General features: G+C 28.1%; 28 protein-coding genes and 1 tRNA gene. 5 read left to right on the forward strand and 24 right to left on the reverse strand.

Going from position 1 to position 20792, the window contains the following annotated elements; all coding sequences use genetic code 11:
• Positions 1–104: 104 nt before the first annotated feature.
• Both HMPREF0216_RS14430 and HMPREF0216_RS14435 read right to left on the reverse strand, forming a co-directional pair.
• On the reverse strand, positions 105–1103 hold the full coding sequence (locus HMPREF0216_RS14430) for a GGGtGRT protein (protein ID WP_005215761.1): 999 nt from the start codon (positions 1101–1103) through the stop codon (positions 105–107).
• Between the two features lie 21 nt (positions 1104–1124).
• Positions 1125–1817: an iron-sulfur cluster assembly scaffold protein gene (locus HMPREF0216_RS14435; protein WP_005215762.1), complete on the reverse strand. Its 693-nt coding sequence runs from the start codon at positions 1815–1817 to the stop codon at positions 1125–1127.
• A gap of 375 nt (positions 1818–2192) precedes the next feature.
• Here HMPREF0216_RS14435 and eno point away from each other — a divergent pair, with 375 nt between their 5' ends.
• A complete protein-coding gene (gene eno / locus HMPREF0216_RS14440) occupies positions 2193–3485 on the forward strand; it encodes a phosphopyruvate hydratase (RefSeq protein ID WP_005215765.1) in 1293 nt (430 codons plus the stop codon).
• A 146-nt stretch (positions 3486–3631) separates the two neighbouring features.
• Here the strand turns inward: eno and HMPREF0216_RS14445 are convergent, their stop codons facing one another.
• Positions 3632–4450, reverse strand: a complete 819-nt coding sequence (locus HMPREF0216_RS14445; RefSeq protein WP_005215767.1) for a ZIP family metal transporter — start codon at positions 4448–4450, stop codon at positions 3632–3634.
• A gap of 152 nt (positions 4451–4602) precedes the next feature.
• Here HMPREF0216_RS14445 and HMPREF0216_RS14450 point away from each other — a divergent pair.
• A tRNA-Leu gene (locus HMPREF0216_RS14450) sits at positions 4603–4685 on the forward strand.
• A 598-nt stretch (positions 4686–5283) separates the two neighbouring features.
• Here HMPREF0216_RS14450 and HMPREF0216_RS16550 read toward each other — a convergent pair.
• The 3 genes from HMPREF0216_RS16550 to HMPREF0216_RS14460 form a co-directional block, all read right to left on the reverse strand.
• Positions 5284–6219: a hypothetical protein gene (locus HMPREF0216_RS16550; RefSeq protein WP_005215769.1), complete on the reverse strand. Its 936-nt coding sequence runs from the start codon at positions 6217–6219 to the stop codon at positions 5284–5286.
• Positions 6220–6301: 82 nt separating this feature from the next.
• Positions 6302–6400, reverse strand: coding sequence for a CD1375 family protein (locus tag HMPREF0216_RS17995; protein ID WP_267955906.1), 99 nt, complete (start codon positions 6398–6400; stop codon positions 6302–6304).
• 40 nt (positions 6401–6440) lie between these two features.
• Positions 6441–6602 (reverse strand): plasmid mobilization protein, encoded by a 162-nt coding sequence (locus tag HMPREF0216_RS14460; protein ID WP_005215771.1) that lies wholly within the window; start codon positions 6600–6602, stop codon positions 6441–6443.
• 426 nt (positions 6603–7028) lie between these two features.
• Between HMPREF0216_RS14460 and HMPREF0216_RS14465 the strand changes: the two genes are divergently transcribed.
• A complete protein-coding gene (locus HMPREF0216_RS14465; protein WP_040420114.1) occupies positions 7029–7535 on the forward strand; it encodes a hypothetical protein in 507 nt (168 codons plus the stop codon).
• 277 nt (positions 7536–7812) lie between these two features.
• Here the strand turns inward: HMPREF0216_RS14465 and HMPREF0216_RS14475 are convergent, their stop codons facing one another.
• The 18 genes from HMPREF0216_RS14475 to HMPREF0216_RS14555 form a co-directional block, all read right to left on the reverse strand.
• On the reverse strand, positions 7813–8274 hold the full coding sequence (locus HMPREF0216_RS14475) for a hypothetical protein (protein ID WP_005215776.1): 462 nt from the start codon (positions 8272–8274) through the stop codon (positions 7813–7815).
• Between the two features lie 90 nt (positions 8275–8364).
• The gene (locus HMPREF0216_RS14480; RefSeq protein ID WP_005215778.1) at positions 8365–8922 is read right to left on the reverse strand and encodes an HK97 family phage prohead protease; all 558 of its coding nucleotides are present in this window, start codon (positions 8920–8922) and stop codon (positions 8365–8367) included.
• 4 nt (positions 8923–8926) lie between these two features.
• The gene (locus HMPREF0216_RS14485; RefSeq protein ID WP_040420118.1) at positions 8927–9556 is read right to left on the reverse strand and encodes a hypothetical protein; all 630 of its coding nucleotides are present in this window, start codon (positions 9554–9556) and stop codon (positions 8927–8929) included.
• A gap of 249 nt (positions 9557–9805) precedes the next feature.
• Entirely contained in the window at positions 9806–10306 is a 501-nt protein-coding gene (locus HMPREF0216_RS14490; RefSeq protein ID WP_169317589.1) for a helix-turn-helix transcriptional regulator, read from the reverse strand.
• Between the two features lie 293 nt (positions 10307–10599).
• Positions 10600–11142, reverse strand: a complete 543-nt coding sequence (locus HMPREF0216_RS14495; RefSeq protein WP_005215783.1) for a tyrosine-type recombinase/integrase — start codon at positions 11140–11142, stop codon at positions 10600–10602.
• Between the two features lie 6 nt (positions 11143–11148).
• Positions 11149–11349 carry a hypothetical protein gene (locus tag HMPREF0216_RS14500; protein WP_147576283.1) on the reverse strand — a complete coding sequence of 67 codons (201 nt, stop codon included), beginning with the start codon at positions 11347–11349 and terminating at the stop codon, positions 11149–11151.
• Between the two features lie 23 nt (positions 11350–11372).
• Positions 11373–12056, reverse strand: a complete 684-nt coding sequence (locus HMPREF0216_RS14505) for a hypothetical protein (RefSeq protein WP_005215786.1) — start codon at positions 12054–12056, stop codon at positions 11373–11375.
• Positions 12046–12279, reverse strand: coding sequence for a hypothetical protein (locus HMPREF0216_RS14510; RefSeq protein ID WP_005215788.1), 234 nt, complete (start codon positions 12277–12279; stop codon positions 12046–12048). The genes HMPREF0216_RS14505 and HMPREF0216_RS14510 overlap by 11 nt, the downstream gene beginning before the upstream one ends.
• Positions 12280–12789: 510 nt before the next feature.
• A complete protein-coding gene (locus HMPREF0216_RS14515; protein ID WP_040420132.1) occupies positions 12790–12996 on the reverse strand; it encodes a helix-turn-helix domain-containing protein in 207 nt (68 codons plus the stop codon).
• Positions 12997–13150: 154 nt separating this feature from the next.
• On the reverse strand, positions 13151–13294 hold the full coding sequence (locus tag HMPREF0216_RS17230; protein WP_005215792.1) for a hypothetical protein: 144 nt from the start codon (positions 13292–13294) through the stop codon (positions 13151–13153).
• 48 nt (positions 13295–13342) lie between these two features.
• Entirely contained in the window at positions 13343–14218 is an 876-nt protein-coding gene (locus HMPREF0216_RS14520) for a hypothetical protein (RefSeq protein WP_005215795.1), read from the reverse strand.
• A 176-nt stretch (positions 14219–14394) separates the two neighbouring features.
• Positions 14395–14712, reverse strand: a complete 318-nt coding sequence (locus HMPREF0216_RS14525) for a hypothetical protein (protein ID WP_005215796.1) — start codon at positions 14710–14712, stop codon at positions 14395–14397.
• Positions 14713–14826: 114 nt separating this feature from the next.
• A complete protein-coding gene (locus HMPREF0216_RS17235) occupies positions 14827–14976 on the reverse strand; it encodes a hypothetical protein (protein WP_005215798.1) in 150 nt (49 codons plus the stop codon).
• A 12-nt stretch (positions 14977–14988) separates the two neighbouring features.
• Positions 14989–16356, reverse strand: a complete 1368-nt coding sequence (locus HMPREF0216_RS14530) for a replicative DNA helicase (protein ID WP_005215801.1) — start codon at positions 16354–16356, stop codon at positions 14989–14991.
• On the reverse strand, positions 16356–17102 hold the full coding sequence (locus tag HMPREF0216_RS16555) for a hypothetical protein (protein WP_051040730.1): 747 nt from the start codon (positions 17100–17102) through the stop codon (positions 16356–16358). Before HMPREF0216_RS16555 ends, HMPREF0216_RS14530 begins: the two co-directional genes overlap by 1 nt.
• 12 nt (positions 17103–17114) lie before the next feature.
• Positions 17115–17366, reverse strand: a complete 252-nt coding sequence (locus HMPREF0216_RS14545) for a hypothetical protein (protein ID WP_005215805.1) — start codon at positions 17364–17366, stop codon at positions 17115–17117.
• A 126-nt stretch (positions 17367–17492) separates the two neighbouring features.
• Entirely contained in the window at positions 17493–17726 is a 234-nt protein-coding gene (locus HMPREF0216_RS14550; protein ID WP_005215806.1) for a MerR family transcriptional regulator, read from the reverse strand.
• Between the two features lie 248 nt (positions 17727–17974).
• Positions 17975–18178: a helix-turn-helix transcriptional regulator gene (locus tag HMPREF0216_RS14555; RefSeq protein ID WP_040420121.1), complete on the reverse strand. Its 204-nt coding sequence runs from the start codon at positions 18176–18178 to the stop codon at positions 17975–17977.
• Positions 18179–18331: 153 nt separating this feature from the next.
• On the opposite strand from HMPREF0216_RS14555, the gene HMPREF0216_RS16560 reads away from it, so the two are divergent.
• Together HMPREF0216_RS16560 and HMPREF0216_RS14565 are read left to right on the forward strand one after the other, a co-directional pair.
• Positions 18332–18784: a helix-turn-helix domain-containing protein gene (locus tag HMPREF0216_RS16560; RefSeq protein ID WP_005215814.1), complete on the forward strand. Its 453-nt coding sequence runs from the start codon at positions 18332–18334 to the stop codon at positions 18782–18784.
• Between the two features lie 373 nt (positions 18785–19157).
• On the forward strand, positions 19158–20336 hold the full coding sequence (locus HMPREF0216_RS14565; protein ID WP_005215815.1) for a tyrosine-type recombinase/integrase: 1179 nt from the start codon (positions 19158–19160) through the stop codon (positions 20334–20336).
• Positions 20337–20792: the final 456 nt, after the last annotated feature.

The following is a 20792-nucleotide window of genomic DNA, read 5'->3' on the forward strand; positions in this document are numbered from 1 at the left end:
AAACACACCCCATTTAATTTTTTTCTTAAATGAAGTGTGCTATATTTTATAATTAATTAATCTATATAGATTAATCTATACTTTACCACCTATTATTAAATGGCTTATTTAGCGTGCTCTTCTACAGCAACTGCAACAGCAACTGTCATACCAACCATTGGGTTATTACCAGCACCGATTAATCCCATCATTTCTACGTGAGCAGGAACTGATGAAGAACCAGCGAATTGAGCATCTGAGTGCATTCTTCCCATAGTATCTGTCATACCGTAAGAAGCTGGACCTGCAGCCATGTTATCTGGGTGAAGAGTTCTACCAGTACCACCACCTGATGCAACTGAGAAGTACTTCTTACCTAATTCCATACATTCTTTTTTGTATGTTCCAGCAACTGGGTGTTGGAATCTTGTTGGGTTAGTTGAGTTACCAGTGATTGATACGTCAACACCTTCGTGATGCATTATAGCAACACCTTCTCTAACGTCATTTGAACCGTAGCAGTTAACCTTAGCTCTTGGTCCGTTAGAGTAAGCTTTTGAATTAACGATTTCTAACTTACCAGTGAAGAAATCGAAGTTAGTTTCAACGTAAGTGAATCCATTGATTCTTGAAATTATCTTAGCAGCATCTTTTCCAAGACCGTTTAAGATAACTCTTAATGGTTCTTTTCTTACTTTGTTAGCTTTTTCAGCTATTTTGATAGCACCTTCAGCAGCAGCGAAAGATTCGTGTCCTGCTAAGAATGCGAAACATTTAGTTTCTTCTCTTAAAAGCATAGCTCCTAAGTTACCGTGTCCTAAACCAACTTTTCTGTCATCAGCAACAGAACCTGGGATACAGAAAGCTTGTAACCCCTCTCCGATAGCTTCAGCAGCATCAGCAGCTTTTGTGCAACCTTTCTTTATAGCGATTGCAGCACCTAAAACGTATGCCCAAGCAGCATTTTCGAATGCGATTGGTTGAGTTTCTTTAACGATTTTATATGGATCTATTCCATACTCATCACATACAGCTTTAGCATCTTCTAATGTTTTCATTCCATACTTTTCTAAAACTGGAGTGATTTGTCCTATTCTTCTTTCATAACTTTCAAATAATGCCATGTTAAAATTCCTCCTTACAAATTATTCGTGTCTTGGATCGATTAATTTAACAGCGTCAGCAACTCTTCCGTATTGACCTGCAGCTTTTTCTAATGCTTCGTTAGCATCCATTCCCTTACCGATCATTTCCATCATTTTTCCTAGGGGCACGAACTTGTATCCGATGATTTCATTATCTTCATCTAAAGCGATTTTAGTAATGTATCCTTCAGCCATTTCTAAATATCTTGGACCTTTTTCTAAAGTTCCGTAAGTTGTACCAACTTGAGATCTTAATCCCTTACCTAAGTCTTCTAATCCAGCTCCGATTGGTAATCCACCTTCAGAGAAAGCAGTTTGAGATCTTCCGTATACTATTTGTAAGAATAATTCTCTCATTGCTGTATTTATAGCATCACAAACTAAGTCTGTGTTTAAAGCTTCTAATATAGTTCTTCCTGGTAATATTTCTGAAGCCATAGCAGCTGAGTGAGTCATTCCTGAACATCCAACTGTTTCAACTAATGCTTCTTGGATAACTCCACCTTTAACGTTTAAAGTTAATTTACAAGCTCCTTGTTGAGGTGCACACCAACCTATTCCGTGAGTTAACCCTGAAATATCTGATATTTGTGTAGCTTGTACCCATTTTCCTTCAACTGGAATTGGAGCACATGCATGATTAGCGCCTTTAGCAACAACGCACATTTCTTCAACTTCTTTTGAATACATCATTATATTTATTCCTCCCTAATTAATATTAGTTATAGTTTGTCTCAAATATATGTAAATATCTAGACTATACCTAACTGGGTCAAGATTCATCCCGCTGGGAATAAATCCATCCTACCCTTATATAATAACAGATGAATCAATCTGTAACAATAAGAAAATGATATTTTTTTATCATATTGCTAAAATTTATTATTTATTTTTTTGAAAATTATGTTAAAAATCCTCCTTAAAAATGAAATTGATAATTATTATCAATTAAGTTGATATTTATTTATAAATTTTGGTATAATTAAACAAATTATTGATAATGATTCTCATTTTATTAATGTTTCATTTATCTATACTTATATTTTCTATTATTAGGAGGATTTTAAAATGAAAAATGTTGTAGAAATAATAAATATTATTGCAAGACAAATTCTTGACTCAAGATGTTTTCCAACTGTAGAAGTTGAAGTTATTCTTGAAGATGGAACTATAGGAAGAGCTGCTGTCCCATCTGGTGCTTCTACTGGTATATACGAAGCAGTTGAATTAAGAGATGGAAATAAAGATTACTTTATGGGTAAAGGTGTTCAAAATGCAGTAAAAAATGTAAATGAAGTAATTGCAAAAGAACTTATAGGATATAATGTATTTGATCAAACTGCTATAGATAAAAAATTATTAGAATTAGATGGTACTGATAATAAAAGTTCTTTAGGGGCTAATGCAATTTTAGGCGTTTCTTTAGCTGTAGCTCAAGCAGCTTCTAACTTCTTAGGACTTCCTTTATATCAATATGTTGGTGGTGTAAATGCAAAAGTTTTACCAGTACCAATGATGAATATAATCAATGGTGGTTCTCATGCTGATAATTCTGTTGACTTACAAGAGTTCATGGTTATGCCATTAGGATTCGATTCATTTGATAAAGCTATACAAGCTTGTGCTGAAGTTTATCATTCATTAAAGAAAACTTTAAATGATAAAGGTTACTCAACTGGTGTTGGTGATGAAGGTGGATTTGCTCCAAACTTAAAATCAAATGAAGAAGCTATCGAAATTATATTAGAAGCTATAACTAACGCTGGATATGAACCTGGAAAAGATATGTTTATAGCTATAGATGCTGCATCTTCAGAATACTATAAAGATGGTAAATACGTTTTAGAACATGAAGGTAAAACTTTAACTGCAGCTGAAATGGTTGACTTTTTAGAAGAATGGGTTAATAAATATCCTATTATATCTATCGAAGATGGTATGGCTGAAGAAGATTGGGAAGGTTGGAAACTGTTAACTGAAAGAATTGGAGATAAAGTCCAACTAGTTGGAGATGACTTATTCGTTACTAATACTACTAGATTAGAGGATGGTATTAAAAGAGGTGTAGCTAACTCAATTTTAATTAAGTTAAATCAAATTGGTACTTTAACTGAAACATTAAACGCTATAGAAATGGCTAATAGAGCTGGATATACTGCAGTTATTTCACATAGATCAGGAGAAACTGAAGATACTACTATAGCAGATTTAGTTGTAGCTGTAAATGCTGGACAAATTAAAACTGGTGCTCCTGCTAGATCAGAAAGGGTTGCTAAATATAATCAACTTATAAGAATTTCTGAAGAGTTAAGTGATGTTGCTGAATATAGAGGAAGAAAAGCTTTCTTTAATATAAAATAATTTCTACTTTAAATATCTTAAATACCTTTTATTATATGGTAAATTCAATTAACTTATTTTAAATTTCTATTTATGTAAAAGGATGATGCGGGAAAAGTATCATCCTTTTTAATATATAATAAATTTTATTCATTTAATATATATTTTTATCCTAATGCTACATCTAAAATCATCATTGTTATAAATCCAAGTATTAATCCTATTGTTGTTAAAGCCTTATTTTCAATAGATGCTTCTGGCAATAGTTCTGAACCTACAACTGAAATCATAGCTCCAGCTGAAAATGCTAAGAAAAATGGCAACATACTTCTAACACTCATTGCTGCTATTGCTCCTAGTACTCCTGCTATTGGTTCAACAATACCTGATGCTTGCCCATAAAAAAAGCTTTTTGTTCTAGATAATCCCTCTCTTCTCAAAGGCAAAGAAACCGCTGCTCCTTCAGGAAAGTTTTGCAATCCTATCCCTAATGCCAAACTCATTGCTGCTCCTATTGTTGCTGATGGTATTCCAGCTGCTACACCTCCAAATGCAACTCCAACAGCTAATCCTTCTGGTATGTTATGAAGAGTTACTGCAACAACTAATAATATACTCTTCTTATACTTTTGTACTATAGAATCCCTTGCAATTTCATCACTTTGTGTAATTACCCCATAAGAATACTTATCCATCATTTTATCTGCTAATATTATAAATACACCACCAGTAAAAAAGCCTATAGCTGGTAGTATAATTTGACTATATCCTAACTCCGAACATAACTCTATAGCTGGATTTAATAATGACCAAAAACTTGCTGCAACCATTACCCCAGCACCAAATCCAAGCATACAATTTAAAATTTTTCTATCAACTGTCTTAAAGAAAAATACCAAACATGCACCCAACGCTGTTATTGCCCATGTAAATATTGTTGCAACTAACCCCTGCATTATTGGAGTTAAATTCATAAACCACTCCATACCTTTGTTTTCCCCTCTTTACACATAGCTTATCATCATATTAACACTATATTGCAAATTACTACAATTTGTTACTATTTATGTTTTTTCTTGGCGTATAAAAAACATTGACATTCATTTTGCCACATGTTAACATTACTTATATAATATTTGCCGACATGGCGGAACTGGCAGACGCACATGACTCAAAATCATGCGGGAAACCGTGTGGGTTCGATTCCCACTGCCGGCACCACATTATATATCTAACAAGTCAAAAGCCTTGATATTACTAGTTTCTGTAATGTTAAAGCTTTTTATTTTTGTAAATTTCCCACTATTTTTCCCACTTCTAATAAAAAAAGAACTCTATTTCTAGAATTCTTTCTATATTGTGAGTTAATATTTATATTTAGAAAATAGCTTGTACCATTATAAATATTTATTAATTGTCGGTATTTTGTCGGTCTAAACACCCATTTTTATACTAGCTGAAAACTTAATTACAATAACAATCTTTAAATCTCAAATTTTAAATATAATTTTTAATATTTTCATCAAAAGTGGCAAAATTTTTGAAATGTAAGATAACTAACTGTAGCTCCTACAACGCTACATATTAATGCAATACTTATTGTTTCCACCTTTACACCTTCCTTTAATTCCCCAAACGTTTGGACATTTAAAATATAAAAAAGAAGCTAGATTTTACTCTAACTTCTTGCTTATTTTTTTATTTACTTTTACGAACAATTTAAATCAATTACGTATTAAAAAATACCGCATATTCTTTTTGAATAATACAGTCTTTTTATTAATTTTATATTTAACTCTAGCTTAGTAATACTTTAATATTATTCTCCATTAAGAACTCTCTTTAAAGCTGAATCTATAGTATCCGTATCATCTGGATATTTTATATGCAATGCTGTTGATTCTGCAATAGCAGCAGAGTATGAGGTTTGTACTGACTGCTTAATATGAGAATCATCAATAGAATCAATATAATCCTGTTGACGTTGTTTAGCTTCTTTTATTATCTTATAATATTCTTCTTCTGTTAAGCTTTGTTTTACATCTTCCTGCATATTTTCCTTTATAGAATATTGAAGACTGTCTAAACTAAACTTATTGCTGAAGTCTTTTCCGTTTATAGTTAAAATAATTTCAAATTCACCAGTAGTTGCGTCTGCTGTAGGTACTTGGGATAGATAATGAATTCTTTTTGTTTCCAAAGGATTTATTAAAGCATATTTTTCTAAATTAGTTCCATCAGTACTTTCTACAAGGGAAAGACAAGGATACTCAACATTTTTGATTTTTATTCTTGTATTTATCATATCTCCAGCTACTTCAGCTTTATTCATCAAGCTATATACTTCAAAGATTACATCTATATAGATATTCTCATCACTTTCTACAATATAGGTGGTAGAGTTCTTGTTGCTAATTGGAGGCTTAATTTTTCGACCCGCATTAATTTCAGCTAAAGAATATTCACAGATTCCAGAAACTTTATTACGTCCTCCTGCAACAACAAACAATTCAGGATTGTTAATATTCTTATTTTCAGTATTCTCTTCATCTATAACATTGTCACTACCTTGATTTATATTATTCTTTTCTTCTTCTCCAGGTAAACTATCTTGATTTCTATTACCTTCTTCTTTTTCTATAGATGTTTGAGTTTCTTTATTAGATTTAGAAATGTTATATTTTTGTTCGCATGAGATAAGAGAAAAAGATAATAATGTTAATAATAATAATTTTAAAATTAGCTTTTTATTCATTTCAAATCTCCTCACAATATAATACAATTATGAGTTAATTATAGCATATTTTGTAAATACCATACTATTTAATTTTCAAAAATTACTTTTCCAATTTTGCAAGTATTTCTATAACTTCTTCTCTATATCTAACTGGTACTTGCTCTATTGTTTTAAGTCCTCTTTGTACCAAATCACTCATAATTGAAGGATTTTTCACACATATTTTTATTAATAAACTTTCATTTTTTCATTAACTCATATATCTCATATTCACTTATAGTACGCATGAAAGAATATAAAATAAATTCACTTACAGTCATTCCTTTTTTTCTTGCTATAGTTTTTATTTTTAATTTTTCATCTTCTGAAACTCTTATCTGGATTAATTCTTTTTTACTCATTTATCTACATCTCCAACGCTAATTTGTAATACTTGTAATTACAATATCATAGCTCTATAAGAAAAATTAGTCGGACTTTAGGGCATATGCCCTACTTTCAAAACATAAATTTAGACAAAAAAATTAGGGCATATTCCCCTAAAAATAAAAAAGATTATATCTTTAATAGACATAATCTTTTTTAACTTCCTTGGTCAATTTAGTTATTGCACCTCACTTACTGGTGGAGATTTACCGCTCTTTTAGTTTCTCGCTTAATGGTGGAGATTCACCCATTTTTATTATATTATAATTAATCAATTAGGCCCATTAAAGCCCTTAAATAACATTATACCAAAATTAAATAGTAAATTATAGGATTTTATTACTATTTATTCCTTGATAAAATTTAACTATAATTATTTTGAAATTAAGGGAGAGGATAATATGGAAAACTTATTCAAAAAAATCGCTTTAACTCTAACATTAACTATGTTTAGTACAATGATTCCTTTTTCAGTTAAAGCTAGTGCTGAAGAAAATCAAAACCCAATCACAAGAGCATGGCCTGGAAGACCTGGAGGGAATGGTGATGGCTCAGAAGAATGGTTACAAGGAAACTATGGAGAACCTAATGGACCATTTAAAACTTTATATACTAGTCAAGGTCGTGTGTCAGATCTAAATACCCAACAATCAGTTGCAGATGGAATAGGCGTTGCAATAGTAGACTTATTATCAGGAAATGTATTCAAAGGAACAGCTGCTTTAATAACTAGCGGAGCAATTTCAGCTATGGGAATTGCAGCAACTATAAAAGGTTATTATGATGGGAATTACTATAAATCAGTAACATATATTTCTGGAAGATGTATGAAAACAGTAATAACAACTTATGAATACAACAACTATACTGGATATATAAAAACATATGAAAAGTGGACAAAATGGTAAAAAAATTTTCAAAAAAATTTTTATATTCTTCTCATACATTAGGATATATTTGTTCAATTCTAATTAGAAACAATAATAATTTATACTTATTCATAATGCCAATTCTATTTTCATTTATATCTCTTATTATTTATATAGTTTTATATAAAAATAAAATAAATGAAAAATATATACTAATCCATATTTTAATAGATTTTGCATTTCTAATATGGATGACTTATTTTTTATAAAAACTAAATTAATTACAAAAATAATAATAGAAATAGAGTAAAAATATTTACTCTATTTCTAGCTCATCCACTAACTTTTTATTAACCTTTTCCTTTTCTTCAGGCGTAAGCTCTCTTATATTACTATTTTCATACTCATTCTTCGCCCATAAATAGCACATCATAATTTCATAATACACTCTACCATCTATTAAATCCCCACTAATTCCTGGTGGGTCTTCATGTATTTTATATTCAGCTAATTTTACTGGTAAAACTGTTGCCATTGGGTGACCTATTAAAAAACCACAATCTGTTGGTACTCTATTTGATGTTACTTTTAAAACAGACATTCCATCATATTCAGCTATTATTCCTTTTATTTTCATATCATGACCTATGTCAGTTTCCATTGCTATATCTTTTGATTTTTTTATTACTCTATATGTTGCTGGAGTAACTAATAAAAATCTAACTTCTTGTGGTACTTCGCTTTCGTCTAATGCTTCTGTTCCTGAATCCACCACCATTAAACTAATACATAATCAAAGTCATATTACATATTTTAAGTAGATTATCTTCTTTTTTAATAGATTATAATTCATTACTAATCTCACTTATCACTCTTTTAAATCTAATATATATGTAATTTGTTCTGAAAATGACATTAATTCCTCTAATTCTGAATCAAATATATATCTTATTTCTGATTTATTATTCCCTCTTATTTCTGCTAAACAGCCACTATAAGCTGGTTCTACAGTTAAAATTGATACCTCAGTTAAATCAATATCTACTAGATATCTTCTTTTCAAGCCATTTTTTAGATTTTCCCACTTATCTTTTTTGGCAAAAAATCCAAATGACCAACCTTTTATATTATTTAATCTAGCCTCTTTTATAACTTCTTTATCATAAATTCTACATTTAACCCTTAATCCTATTGCATCTTCATACAATTCTAAATTACCTTTTTTAATTGATCCTAATTCTTTTTCTTCCTCATGATTAAATAATAATTTAACATCATCAGCTTTTCTTAATGCCCTACTCCAAACTCTTGGTAATACTTGTTCAATAAAATCGCCAGTAGCAGCATGTATTTTTTTACTATCCCTAGCAACTGCATTTACATATCCTTCTACTAGAATAGAATCTTTTTTCACCCTAATTTCCATAAAATTATTCCTTATTAACTATAGATTTTAATATTTCAAAAACACTGTTAGGATTTGTTGAACATACATCGAAAGCTGTCCTACTATATCCACAGTTAGTAATATTTGTACCTTTCAATATGTCACTTGATATTTTAACGCATTGTGTCTTTAAAAGATTCTTTCTACCTCTTGCAAAAGTTATATATTCCTTGAGTTTTTTTTCAGATTCTTTTATTTCAGCTAGTTTCTCAATAGCTGAATTTATTTCTTTATCATATTTAGACTCTATTTCTTCTAAATCATTAATCATTTTTAATATATCACATGCAAACAATCCAGTAATGCTAGCTCTTAAATATTCTATTTCTTCTCTTGTTTCTGAAATCTCATTATTTAACTTCTTTATATCTTTTCTAAGCTTAAATACATTAGATAATTTCTCTTTATCATTTTCTGGATCTTCCTCAGTTAATATTTTTCTTTCAACTTTCTTCAATTCTTCAAGTAATAATTTCTCTTTTTCTTCTCTATCTTTAATTTCTTTTTTAATAGTTTCTTGCTTTCCATTATATTTATTGAAAATATTATTAATTTCTTTATCATAATTCTTAAACATATTTTTACCACCTTCTGATTTTTTTACATTTTTCACATTAATATTTCTCATTTTCGGGGATTTTTTTTACCTGAAGTTTAATACGGGTATTTTTATCTTTCTTTTTTAACATTTTTATGGCCCCCGGGGTATCACTCCTAGCATATTAATCTTACTGGAGCATCGTATATTTTTTTAAATAAAATATACAAATTACTGTATTCTTTTTATAGGAGCAAAAGAAATTTTAATATAAGTAGTGTTGTTGTGTTTACTTATTATTAAAATATCTTTGCTTCTATAATATTAAAATTCCAATCCTTTACTTTCAAACTCCTTCTTTTTAAGTTCCAATAACTCTTTGTCATTAATCGCTTTACGTGGATTATCATTCCAATATTGTGCTTTCCTATTATTTAACCAATATTTCTGTGCTGATATATCAGGCTTGGCCCTCTTTTTAACCCTTATTGTCACCGGTGTTTCTTTTACTACCTTATTACCATTGTCATCAAAATAAACTATCCGTTCTTTCGATACTTCTTCTTCTTCTTCATATTCATACCCTAAAGCACTATTTAATAAGGTTAATTCTACATTCATATTTGCTTTCATTTTTGACTTGTCCAAAGCGGACAAAATTTCCTTATTTTTCTGCTTATATCGTCTTAAAGTTCTATCTGATATACCTAATTTTTCAGCTATTTGTTTTTCTGAATATCCCTCTAAAGCCCATGTAGCAATACTTTCAAGGTAATCCATTATATTTACTTTCCCATATTCCCACCCCCTTTCTAGTTTGTCCAAAATGTCCGCAATCTGTCCAAAACTATATTGAATATTGGGAAATATCATCAATTTAATTATCATTAAATTTTCATTATTTTTTCACATAATAATATTTTTTATTAATTTGCTCTTAAACCATTGATTTTACTGACTTAGAGTAGACTTTATATTTTAAACTCAAAAATACATATCTTACATTGTGTATTCTTCACTATATACCACTCTAACCATTACTATATCTATCTTGTAACTCCTTTTAAAACTATCAATAATTCATGCTCAAATATATGTATCCTCTAACAAATTTTTATCTATTCCCATAAATTTCTTACATGCTTATTAATTACCTCTTGTTCTAAGCCTATATACCTCAATGTTATTGCAGAATTACTATGATTAAAATACTTCCTTAATTCTGCAATATCTCCATACTTTTTATAATATTTTCTTCCAAATGCTTTTCTTGTTGAATGACACCCTATTCTTTTTATTCCATTTTTTTCAGCAGCTTCTTTTATGATCTTATAACATCTATCTCTCTTTAGATGATTATTAAACCCATTTCTACTTTTTATTAAATACTCTTCTGCACATTTATCCTTACAATACTCTTTTAATTCTCTTTTTAACTTATTACTTATTTGAACCTCTTTCCATTTGCTTGTTTTTTGCTCCCTAATTTCAAAACTATTTTTATTAAATACATCTTTAACTCTTAACTTAATCACATCTGATATTCTTAACCCAGTATGCAACATTACTAAAAATAATATATAATCTCTATCTGACTTCTTTTTTAAGTAACATAGTATATTTTCTGTCTCTTCATCACTTAACGCTTTAACCTCTCTCACATTCTCTTACCATCTTTCTTTTAAAAAATTATTTACGCTATTCTCAATTGTATTGATATATCTATTTAATTCCTTAATACTATTACTTAAATTTTCTTTATTAGTTAAATCTAATCTAAGTATGTACTCTACTGGTATTCCCTTATTAAATAAGTCATCAATAAACTCTTTCTTTTCATCTGGACTATAATCTTTATTTTTACTCATCTCACTTCTACCTGAACCCATTATTAAAATGGTTCAATATCCCTTTTCTTCGTTATATTTTCTATAAAATCTTCATCTGTCATTTCTGTTATATAGTTATCTAATCCATGAATAACCATATGATAAAGATTAAATCCTTCTCTTTCCTTTTTTATAATTATTTCTTTTTCTTCATCACTATATCTATTACTTTCATTCAAATACTTATAAGAAAATTCTCTTAATCTATTTGCTGGCTCTACTTCATCTAAATGTTTTAAAAGTATATAAGTTATATACTCTTGTACATATTCAACCCCAAGCTTTTCAGAAATTTTTTCTAATTCCTTTAATATTTGTTTATCTATATAAATACCTTCAGTTTCTATATTTTCTCTATAAAAATATCCATCTGAACCAAATGCACAATCATAATATCTTTTAGCACTAATATTTTCTATTACACTTTCAACATCTATAGAGTTCATTAACTTAACTGCTTCTTCTTGTGCGCCTCTATAATACACCTTTTGTATAGGGTCTTTTTTAAATCCTAATCTTGCAACTGCTTTTCTAACTGCTTCTCCAGTACATGGATATCCATTTTCTTTTAAATCTACTGCTAACGCTTTATATGAAACTCCTATAGATAACTTCTCAATAACTCTAAACTTATAAAATATTAATTCCCATTCCTCTAAACTATAATTAATTCTTCTATTTTTCATTTTTTACTGCTCTCCTATTCCAGTACCTTTTATTCCATTCTTTTCTCTTATCGTTATTTTCTTGATAATATTGCTTAAAATATTCTCTTTTCTTTTCTTTATTTTTGTTATAATACTCCCTTTGATATTCCCTTCTTTTCTCTTTATTCTTAGAATAATATTCTCTTTCATATCTTCTCTTCTCTTCTTTTTCAGCATCACTTAAAGAAAAATCGTTCTCCATATCCTCATCCCCCTTTATTGTTATTATTTTTGTTTTAACTTGTATTTGTATTAAATTTTACATCATATTTTTATAAATACTTTCATTTGTCCGTTTCTTTTTTACGGACAAATTAGAATACAAAAAAAGACCATCTTATCGCTAAAAATAAGATGATCTTTGTTATTCATATTAAAAATGGATATAGTTTACCCCAACCCATTCAAAGTGGACATTTTGAATTTAATATATATAAGTTACTAATACAATTAATAACATATATTAATAAATACATTTTACATGAACATATAACATACTTCAACTAGTTTTTAATTAACGATTCCTCATAAATCTTTATGTATTTATATAAAGCTGTTCTGCTCTTTAACTCTAATAATTTAGTGAATTGAGTTGCATTTACTTTTTTTCGTTTAAATTGATTATATAACTTCTTAAAATCTTTAAATTTTAATACTTTTTAAAATTCAAAAAGTACACCGGTGTTACAATGTAACATTTAAAAGCACTTCATTAATTAAGCGTAAATTCCTTTACATTATCCAAATCGCTAAAATCTTTTCCACTTGCTTCTTTTATAAATCTTTCTAACTCATAAGATGTTACTTTAATACTTCCTAACTTTAGCCCAGTCAAGTGAACTGATTTTATTAGCTTGTATACTAAATTTACATTAACCTTTAATTTTACTGACACTTCTCTTACTGTTAATAATTCCATATTAACTCCTCCACTATTTCTAAATATTCCAATCATTTTTTTAATTCTTCATCTATATCAGCAACAGCCTTCTCTTCCTTACTCATTCTTAGTATGATTTCTCTAATTCCATCTTCTGAAAAAATCATTTCCTATACTCCTCTTTCGCTAATTTTTAAAGCTCTTTTTTTCCAGTAACCATTTTTATACTGTTTTCTTTTATCTCAATATAACCTCTAATAAACCAATAAATGAAACTTACTGATTCATCATTATTAACTTCATCTATATATTTTTTTATATATTCTCTTTTATCCATTATCTTGCCACCTCAACTCTTTTATATATAATTTCTTTCTTTATTTTTCTATTGACTTTCTCTCAATATTGTCTTTTGTTTAAATTCATTATTTACTAAATAACATGCTGTTTCTAAATGAATTGTTGCCATTGAATTATTATCAAACTTTCTTTCATAATTTGATTCTATATCATTTGGAGTAACTAGAAATCCTATTCCTAAATCCATTTCAACAGCTTTCTCTATACACATTCCATTATCTTTTTTTCTTCTTACAATACAACTCGCATAAGCTTTTTTTATAATTCCCGCTTCATAGTGATTAAATGATATATTTAATTTTTTATAATTATTAGAATCAGTGTTTAGCTTTTTATTTATTTTTCTTGTAATTCTTTCTAAATCACCAATATAATGAACTAAATACATATACACCATATCATAATTTTTACACTTTTCTATGTTTTTATATAAATTGCTTTCTTTGAATTTATTTGTATATGGATATGGTGAATCTAAACCACTCCAATGAAGGCAAGCTAAAAATATAGGGGAATAATCTCTATTACAACCTTCTATCTCTCTCCACTCATCAAACTCTTCATATACAAAAGCATGAATTAACTCATGTCTTATTGTTTCTCTTAAATGTTTAATTCCACTTTTCTTATCATTAAATCCATTGCAATACATTTCGTAATAACTTCTTGATAGCTTGGTTAAAAATATTTTATGTTCATATGTCCACTGTCTTTCATCTACTCTTGTATTTTTATAATATCCAAGAGTATTTTTACTCTTATACTTTAAATCTAAATCAATAGTAACTTTATTTCTTAAAAATGGCTTTCTCTTATACGGTCTGAATTTCTTTCTTAGTTCCTCTAATTCCTTCTTCAGCAATTTATCTAATAGTATTGTGAACTCCTTCTTCCTAATCACAATATCACCTCTTACTCTTCATCTACATATACTCCATAATACCTACCAGTCTTACTAGGCTTACTTATCTTATTTATGTTAATCCCCTTAGATAAAACTTCTAGTATTTTAATCTTTTCTATTTCATTTCATATTTAATCTGTATCTTTGCCATACGTAATCCTCTTCACTTCTACCTATAAGATAACTTCTACATTATCTATTTCATTTAAAAACTTTAAATTGCTTAATCCTGCTCTTAAACCTTCTCTAAAATAGAATTTGCATAACTCTATCCATTCATTTGAAATAGAAGCTTCTAACTCTCTAATCAATCTTTGTTGATCTTCTGTAGTCTCTTTCTCTAAAGCTTTATTTAATTTTTCTGTTATTAAAGTATTTTGCTTATAATCTAAATTTGTATCTGTAAAATCTTTTTCTAAAGTTTCTTGTATATGTCTAAATTCATTTTCTACTATTCCATCTACTATATTTACTATATTTTCATAGTTCATTTTCTTATATCTCCTTTAATTTACAATTGATTTTTTAGGAGCTTATAGGATAAACTATAATTGCTAAATTACTTTGTTATCCTATGGATAGCTCATTGCTTATAGATATTGGTACTATCTATAAGCTTTTTTCTTTTTAAACTTTCTTCTTTCACCTAACATTATCTTTCCAACTTCTATTTTTGTAGGCTTGTCCGCATTTTTATACTTTTTGCCTATCTCTAAAACTCTATTTTCTAATTCCTCATTATTACTCTTCTCCATTTCATCACCTTACTATTGCCAATTGCTTATTCTATAGTTGTTAGCTCTCCATCTAAAATTTAATATATCCTTTTTACTTGCTCTACTCTTCTTAATCAATATATTTACACATTCAGGATTTTTATCAGCTAAAGGAGAATTATAATCTATATTTTTTTTATTCTCTTTTACTAAATACTCTCTTACTAGCTTATTATCTAATTCTACATTTCTATACATACCCAAAACTATGTCACTATCTCTATATATAGAAGCCCCACCAGCTATGTCATTAACTGCTATCTTATCCCATAAAGCTATATTTTTATTTTGCATTTTATAAGCTGATTCTTGCTTTCCTTGAGCTAATATAACTATTGGCTTTTTAATACTTTTTGCTAGTTTTTTAAATAATCTTGTACATTCAGTTATCTTTTGATGTTCCTCTTTGTTATTACCAGTAATGTTAACCAAATTTATATAGTCTATAAAAACAATATCAATATTATTTTTCAAAACCTCGTATTGTATTTTACTTGTTATATCCACTAACTCATCTTCTTCACTTACCAATAAGCCTTTATCTCTAGATAAGTAACCATTTGCCATTATGACTTTATTTAGCTCTTCATCTTGTAATTTTCCATACTTTATATTTCTAAACGGTATATTGGTTAAATTTGATATTATTCTATCTCTTATCTGCTCTTTCGGCATTTCAAGACTAAAAAATAATACTTTCTTTTTTTGTCGTATAACATTTAATGCTATTTGTGTTGCTAATGTAGTTTTACCAACTCCACTAAAAGCAAATATTGTTACAAGATCACCACCACTAAAACCAGTTATGTTATTATCTAAATCCCTTAACCCTGTTCTTAATGGATTTATTTCTCCTTTCATTCTTTTATCTAGTACATTTAAATATTCTTCCTCTTGCCCCTCTACGGTTTCTGTTGCTGATTCTGTTGTCATATCAACTATTAATGTATTAACAACTTGTTGAATCTCTTCGGGGCTTTTATCTATATTCAATTGAATATTCTTAGATATATTAATCAAATGCCTTTTTTGACTATATTCTTTTAATGCTTCAACATAAGCTTTTATATTACTGGTTGTTATTACTCCACCCATCAAGTCACTAATTTTAGTAATACCACCAACCTTATCTAAAGTATTATTTTTCTTTAAATATTCTGCCAATATTACAAAATCTGTTGTTTGTTTTTCTCTAAATACTGTTTTTATTGCATTAAAAAGTAATTTATTCTTATCAAAATAGAAATCACTCTCTTTTACCTTTAATTCCATAATTTGAATAAAGCATTTAGTTTCACATATTGATATACCCAGTATTTGCTCTTCAACTTCAATACTATATAATTTATCTCTATCCATTATTCCTCCCTATTTGCCATTAACTGCTCCATTAAATCTCCTATACCTTTTTCTTTAGTTTCTTTGGGATTATTCTTTGATTTCCACGATAAATAATTCAAATACTTACTACCATCATTTAAAAACTTTGGAAGTTGTCTAGTTCTATCCTTATCTGTCTTAATTAAAAATTCATCTAATCCCCATTTATAACTACAATATTCATAATCACTATTTAACATATCACCATAATTGTTTATAGCTTCTATAATTTCATCTTTAGAATATTCCTTTAAAGTTTTATCTATAGATTTTTTTATACTAGCTGTAATACTTCTATGTTTTTTTATATTTTTGCTAATCCAAAAGTCAAAAATACTATTATATATATTTTCTTTTATTTTCTTTTTATTTTCTTTTTGTGGTTGGGTTTCCCTACTAGGTGTTGGTTGGGTTTCCCTACTAGGTTGGGTTTCCCTACTAGGTTGGATTTCCCTACTAGGTATTAAAACGTAATATTTACACCCTTTACCCTTAAGTGTTTCGAAATTTAAAAATCTTTTTTCAACTAAAGATTGTCTAGTATTAAAAAATGTTTTTCTATCCTTTATTGGTGTCATTCTCATTAATTCTGATACACTTAAACTGCAATATCCATTTTCAGCATTTATATAACTAAATATAAGTAATAATAATGATTTTTCTGTAGTTGTAAGTTGACACGCTCTAGCTATATAATTAAATTGTTCCCATCTATTTTTAGCCATTAATAACACCATCTATTCTGATACAATGACATCAAGTGATAATTCTAAAATCTTAACTAATTTATTTACTGCAATTATTGAATCTGCAATATTATACTCACTCTCTCCCACACAACCACTGAATCTTTTATAAAATTTTTCTGCCTCCTTATCTGATATATGAACTTCAAATGTTTTTCCACCTAAAGTTATTGGGATTACAGTCATAATTTTTGTATCACCATATGTTTCAAACTCTTCTGTAAATTCTATTACATTGCTCATTGACTCCTCCTATTTAAACACCTTGTTAAATAACCTTAATCCTTCCCAAGAAGGTTCTTTGTCCATACTCTTACAATTTTCTATATATAAACTTAATATCTTAATACTCATGCCTTTACTACCTTTCTATAACAAATTTTCTCCTATATGCTCATCTAAAAAATCATCTAACTTTGATAGTACAAATCGAATATCTCTACCAAATCTTAATACTGGAGCTCCTTCTATCCTTGCTAATCTTAAAACCTTTGTATATGAAATTCCCCATGCTTCTGCAAGCTCTCTTGGTGTGCAAGTTTTTTCTAAAACTTTTCTTCTATACTCCTGTATTTTTTTATTTTGTTCTTTTAATTGATCCATGCTATCCCCTCCATAATTTAATAGTTACCTTTTCCAATATATCTACTTAGAACCACTGTAGTATGATTTTATAGTGGAGCTTGTCCTATTTTTTTATAAAGTATTGCACTTTACTTATGTCTTACTCTGTAGTGTCTTTTGATATGATTTATTTTCGCAACTAATAGCGAAATTTTTTAGATATGTTTATTGCCATAAGTGGCAACGATTATTTTTAGTTCTGTTTGATAGTGAATATATTCACTTTCTTACTCTTCTATAATTACTATTTCTTCAACATCAACATTTAATGCTTTTGCCAATAACCCTATAGTCTTAGGTGTTGGAGACATTTTACCATTAATAGTTTTTGATATAGTTGTTCTTCCAAGTCCAGTTTTTTTTACTAAATCATTAAGCGATAAACAAGATCTTGCTTGTGCTATTTTTATTTTTGATAAATTTATATTCACATTAACACCTTCTTTCCTACAAACGTATGATTTATTTTGCAGTTTTATTATATTCCCACATTTGTATAATTTCAAGTATTTTTTAATATTTTTTTTAAAAAAGTTTTACATTTGTGTGAATTTGTTTATAATATACTTATAGGAGGCATCTATATGGATATTGGAAAAGAAATAAAGGAACTACGAAAAAAAAATGGTTTATCCCAAACAGAATTAGCTCAAAAATGTAATTTATCTAAAAATGCAATTTGGAATTACGAGAATAATAAGAGAACCCCCTCTATACTAACAATAAAAAAAATCGGTGAGGTTCTTGGTGTTGATTTAGGATACTTACTTAATCCACCACCGCTTCTCAAACTTGATCAAGAAGATATAAAAAATATTAAAACAGCAGGTTTTGGAACTATCATAGATACACTAGATTTTGATAATAAAGATTTATCACTACCTAAGTTTGTTGAATTTTTAGCTGCATCATCATTCCCTTTTGATATTGATGATAGCGAAATTAAGTTTATCTATGATAGAACTATAAGTTTTTTAGAATATGAGTTTTTCAAACTTGGTTATATAAAATTTTCAACTGACGAAATAGATGATTAATTTTTTATAAAGTTAAAAATCAGTATTCAGCTTGAAATATTAATGCAATTACTTATCTAGTTATAGATTAGGACGCCAAAATATTTTGCCGTCCTATTTCTCCCCCTGTGGGGAAAACCACTAATCTCGTGGCTTAAGTTTACATTTTTAAATTACTGTTAAATAAATATATCACTACAATTAAACTATATATCAATGGAATTTCCCTTTTATCTTTAAAATTCGAGATTGCTTTTAGTGACCTCAAATCAAATTTTAACTTAATCTGAGCCGGTATTTTGCCGTATCATATTGTAATATAAATATTAGATTATATAAGCATTTTTAAATTTAAATGATAAATTATATTAATAAATAGAAAGAGGTATTCAGAATGGCAAGGAGGACAAATGGAGAAGGCTCTGCTAAGTGGGTAGTTAAAAACGGCGTAAAGTATTGGCGTATTACTATTACCACTAGCTATGATCCTTTAACCGGAAAACAATTAAGAAAAGATATTTACGGTAAAACTCAAAAAGAAGCTAAAGAAAAATTAAAAGCGTTCCAGGAAAGTAATACAATTCATAGTGATAATTCTACTTTAGGCAATTTCTTTTATGAATGGCTATGGAATATTAAAAAACAAGAGTTAAAGGCTTCAACATTTGATAGAATTGAAGGAATATATAGAAACTATATAAAACCTACTAAAAGCTTAAATAGTGCTAAATTAACTAATATAGATACTTTATATTTACAAAAAATAACTAATAAATTGTTAGAAAATCATACTATTAATCAAGTTAAGAACTTAAATAAAGCTTTAAGTAATTGTTTTAAATATGCTGTATCAATAAATAAAATTAAATCTAATCCTGTAACTGGTATAGTATATCCTAAAACTCATGAAGTTATTGACGAGAAAATAAACTATATAACCGAAAAGGAACAACAAGATCTTATAAAGGCTCTACAAGGAGATAAATGTGAAGGAGTAATATTACTAGGCTTAATGTGTGGTATGCGACTAGGAGAAGCTATGGCACTACAAGAAAAGGATATAGACTTCGATAATAGATTAATCAAGATAAATAAATCAGTAAAATTAGTATGGACTGGTGAATTAACTAAAGATAACAAAAGAATATATGAGAACAGAGTAACTATACCAAAGACTAAAACAAGTATAAGAGAAGTTCCTTTCCCTTCTATGCTTGTGCCAATTCTTAAAGGAATTATTAAAAAGAATAAAGAAAATAAATTGAAATATGGTGATGTATACTTTGATAACAAATTAATCTTTTGCAAGGAGCATGGTGAATACATAGACAATAAACAACCTAATAGAAGATTAAAAGCAGCATTAAAACGTGCTGATATAGAGGCAGATATAAATTATCATAGTTTAAGACATATATTTATAACTAACTGTATAAGCAATGATATTAATATTAAAACTGTAATGGACTGGGTTGGTCATGCTGATATAAATGTTACTATGAAAATATATGCTGAAATTAATAAAGAAAAAAATCTTAAAGAATATGAAAAAATCAATAGTATGTTTAAATAGACTATGGCTATATAGTCTATTTTATTTTCCCACTAAATCTAAAAAGTTTCCCACTATTTTTCCCACTATCTTTCCCACTTCTTCGGTAAAAAACATTAAAAGCCATATAGTAATCAACCCCCCTAAAGCATTGATAATATTAGCTTTTAAGTATTAATAAAAATTACTAAAAAAACACCTCTACGATTCCCACTGCCGGCACCAAAATTATATATCTAACACCAAAATGATATCCATATTCTTATGAATATGGATAATCATTTTTTATTAAAATAAAAAATACATATTAAATATTCTTTTTAATGACTTAATTATTGAAGTTAAAAAGTAGCTAGTTTCAATATAATACGAAAACTAGCTACTTTTAATCATTTATATTATTAATAATCTAACATTATCAATAATAATTATTTTCTTCTTTTTTTACTTAATCCTAATCCACCAAGTAAAGCAATA

The sequence above is a fragment of the Clostridium celatum DSM 1785 genome, from assembly GCF_000320405.1.
Classification (GTDB): domain Bacteria; phylum Bacillota; class Clostridia; order Clostridiales; family Clostridiaceae; genus Clostridium; species Clostridium celatum.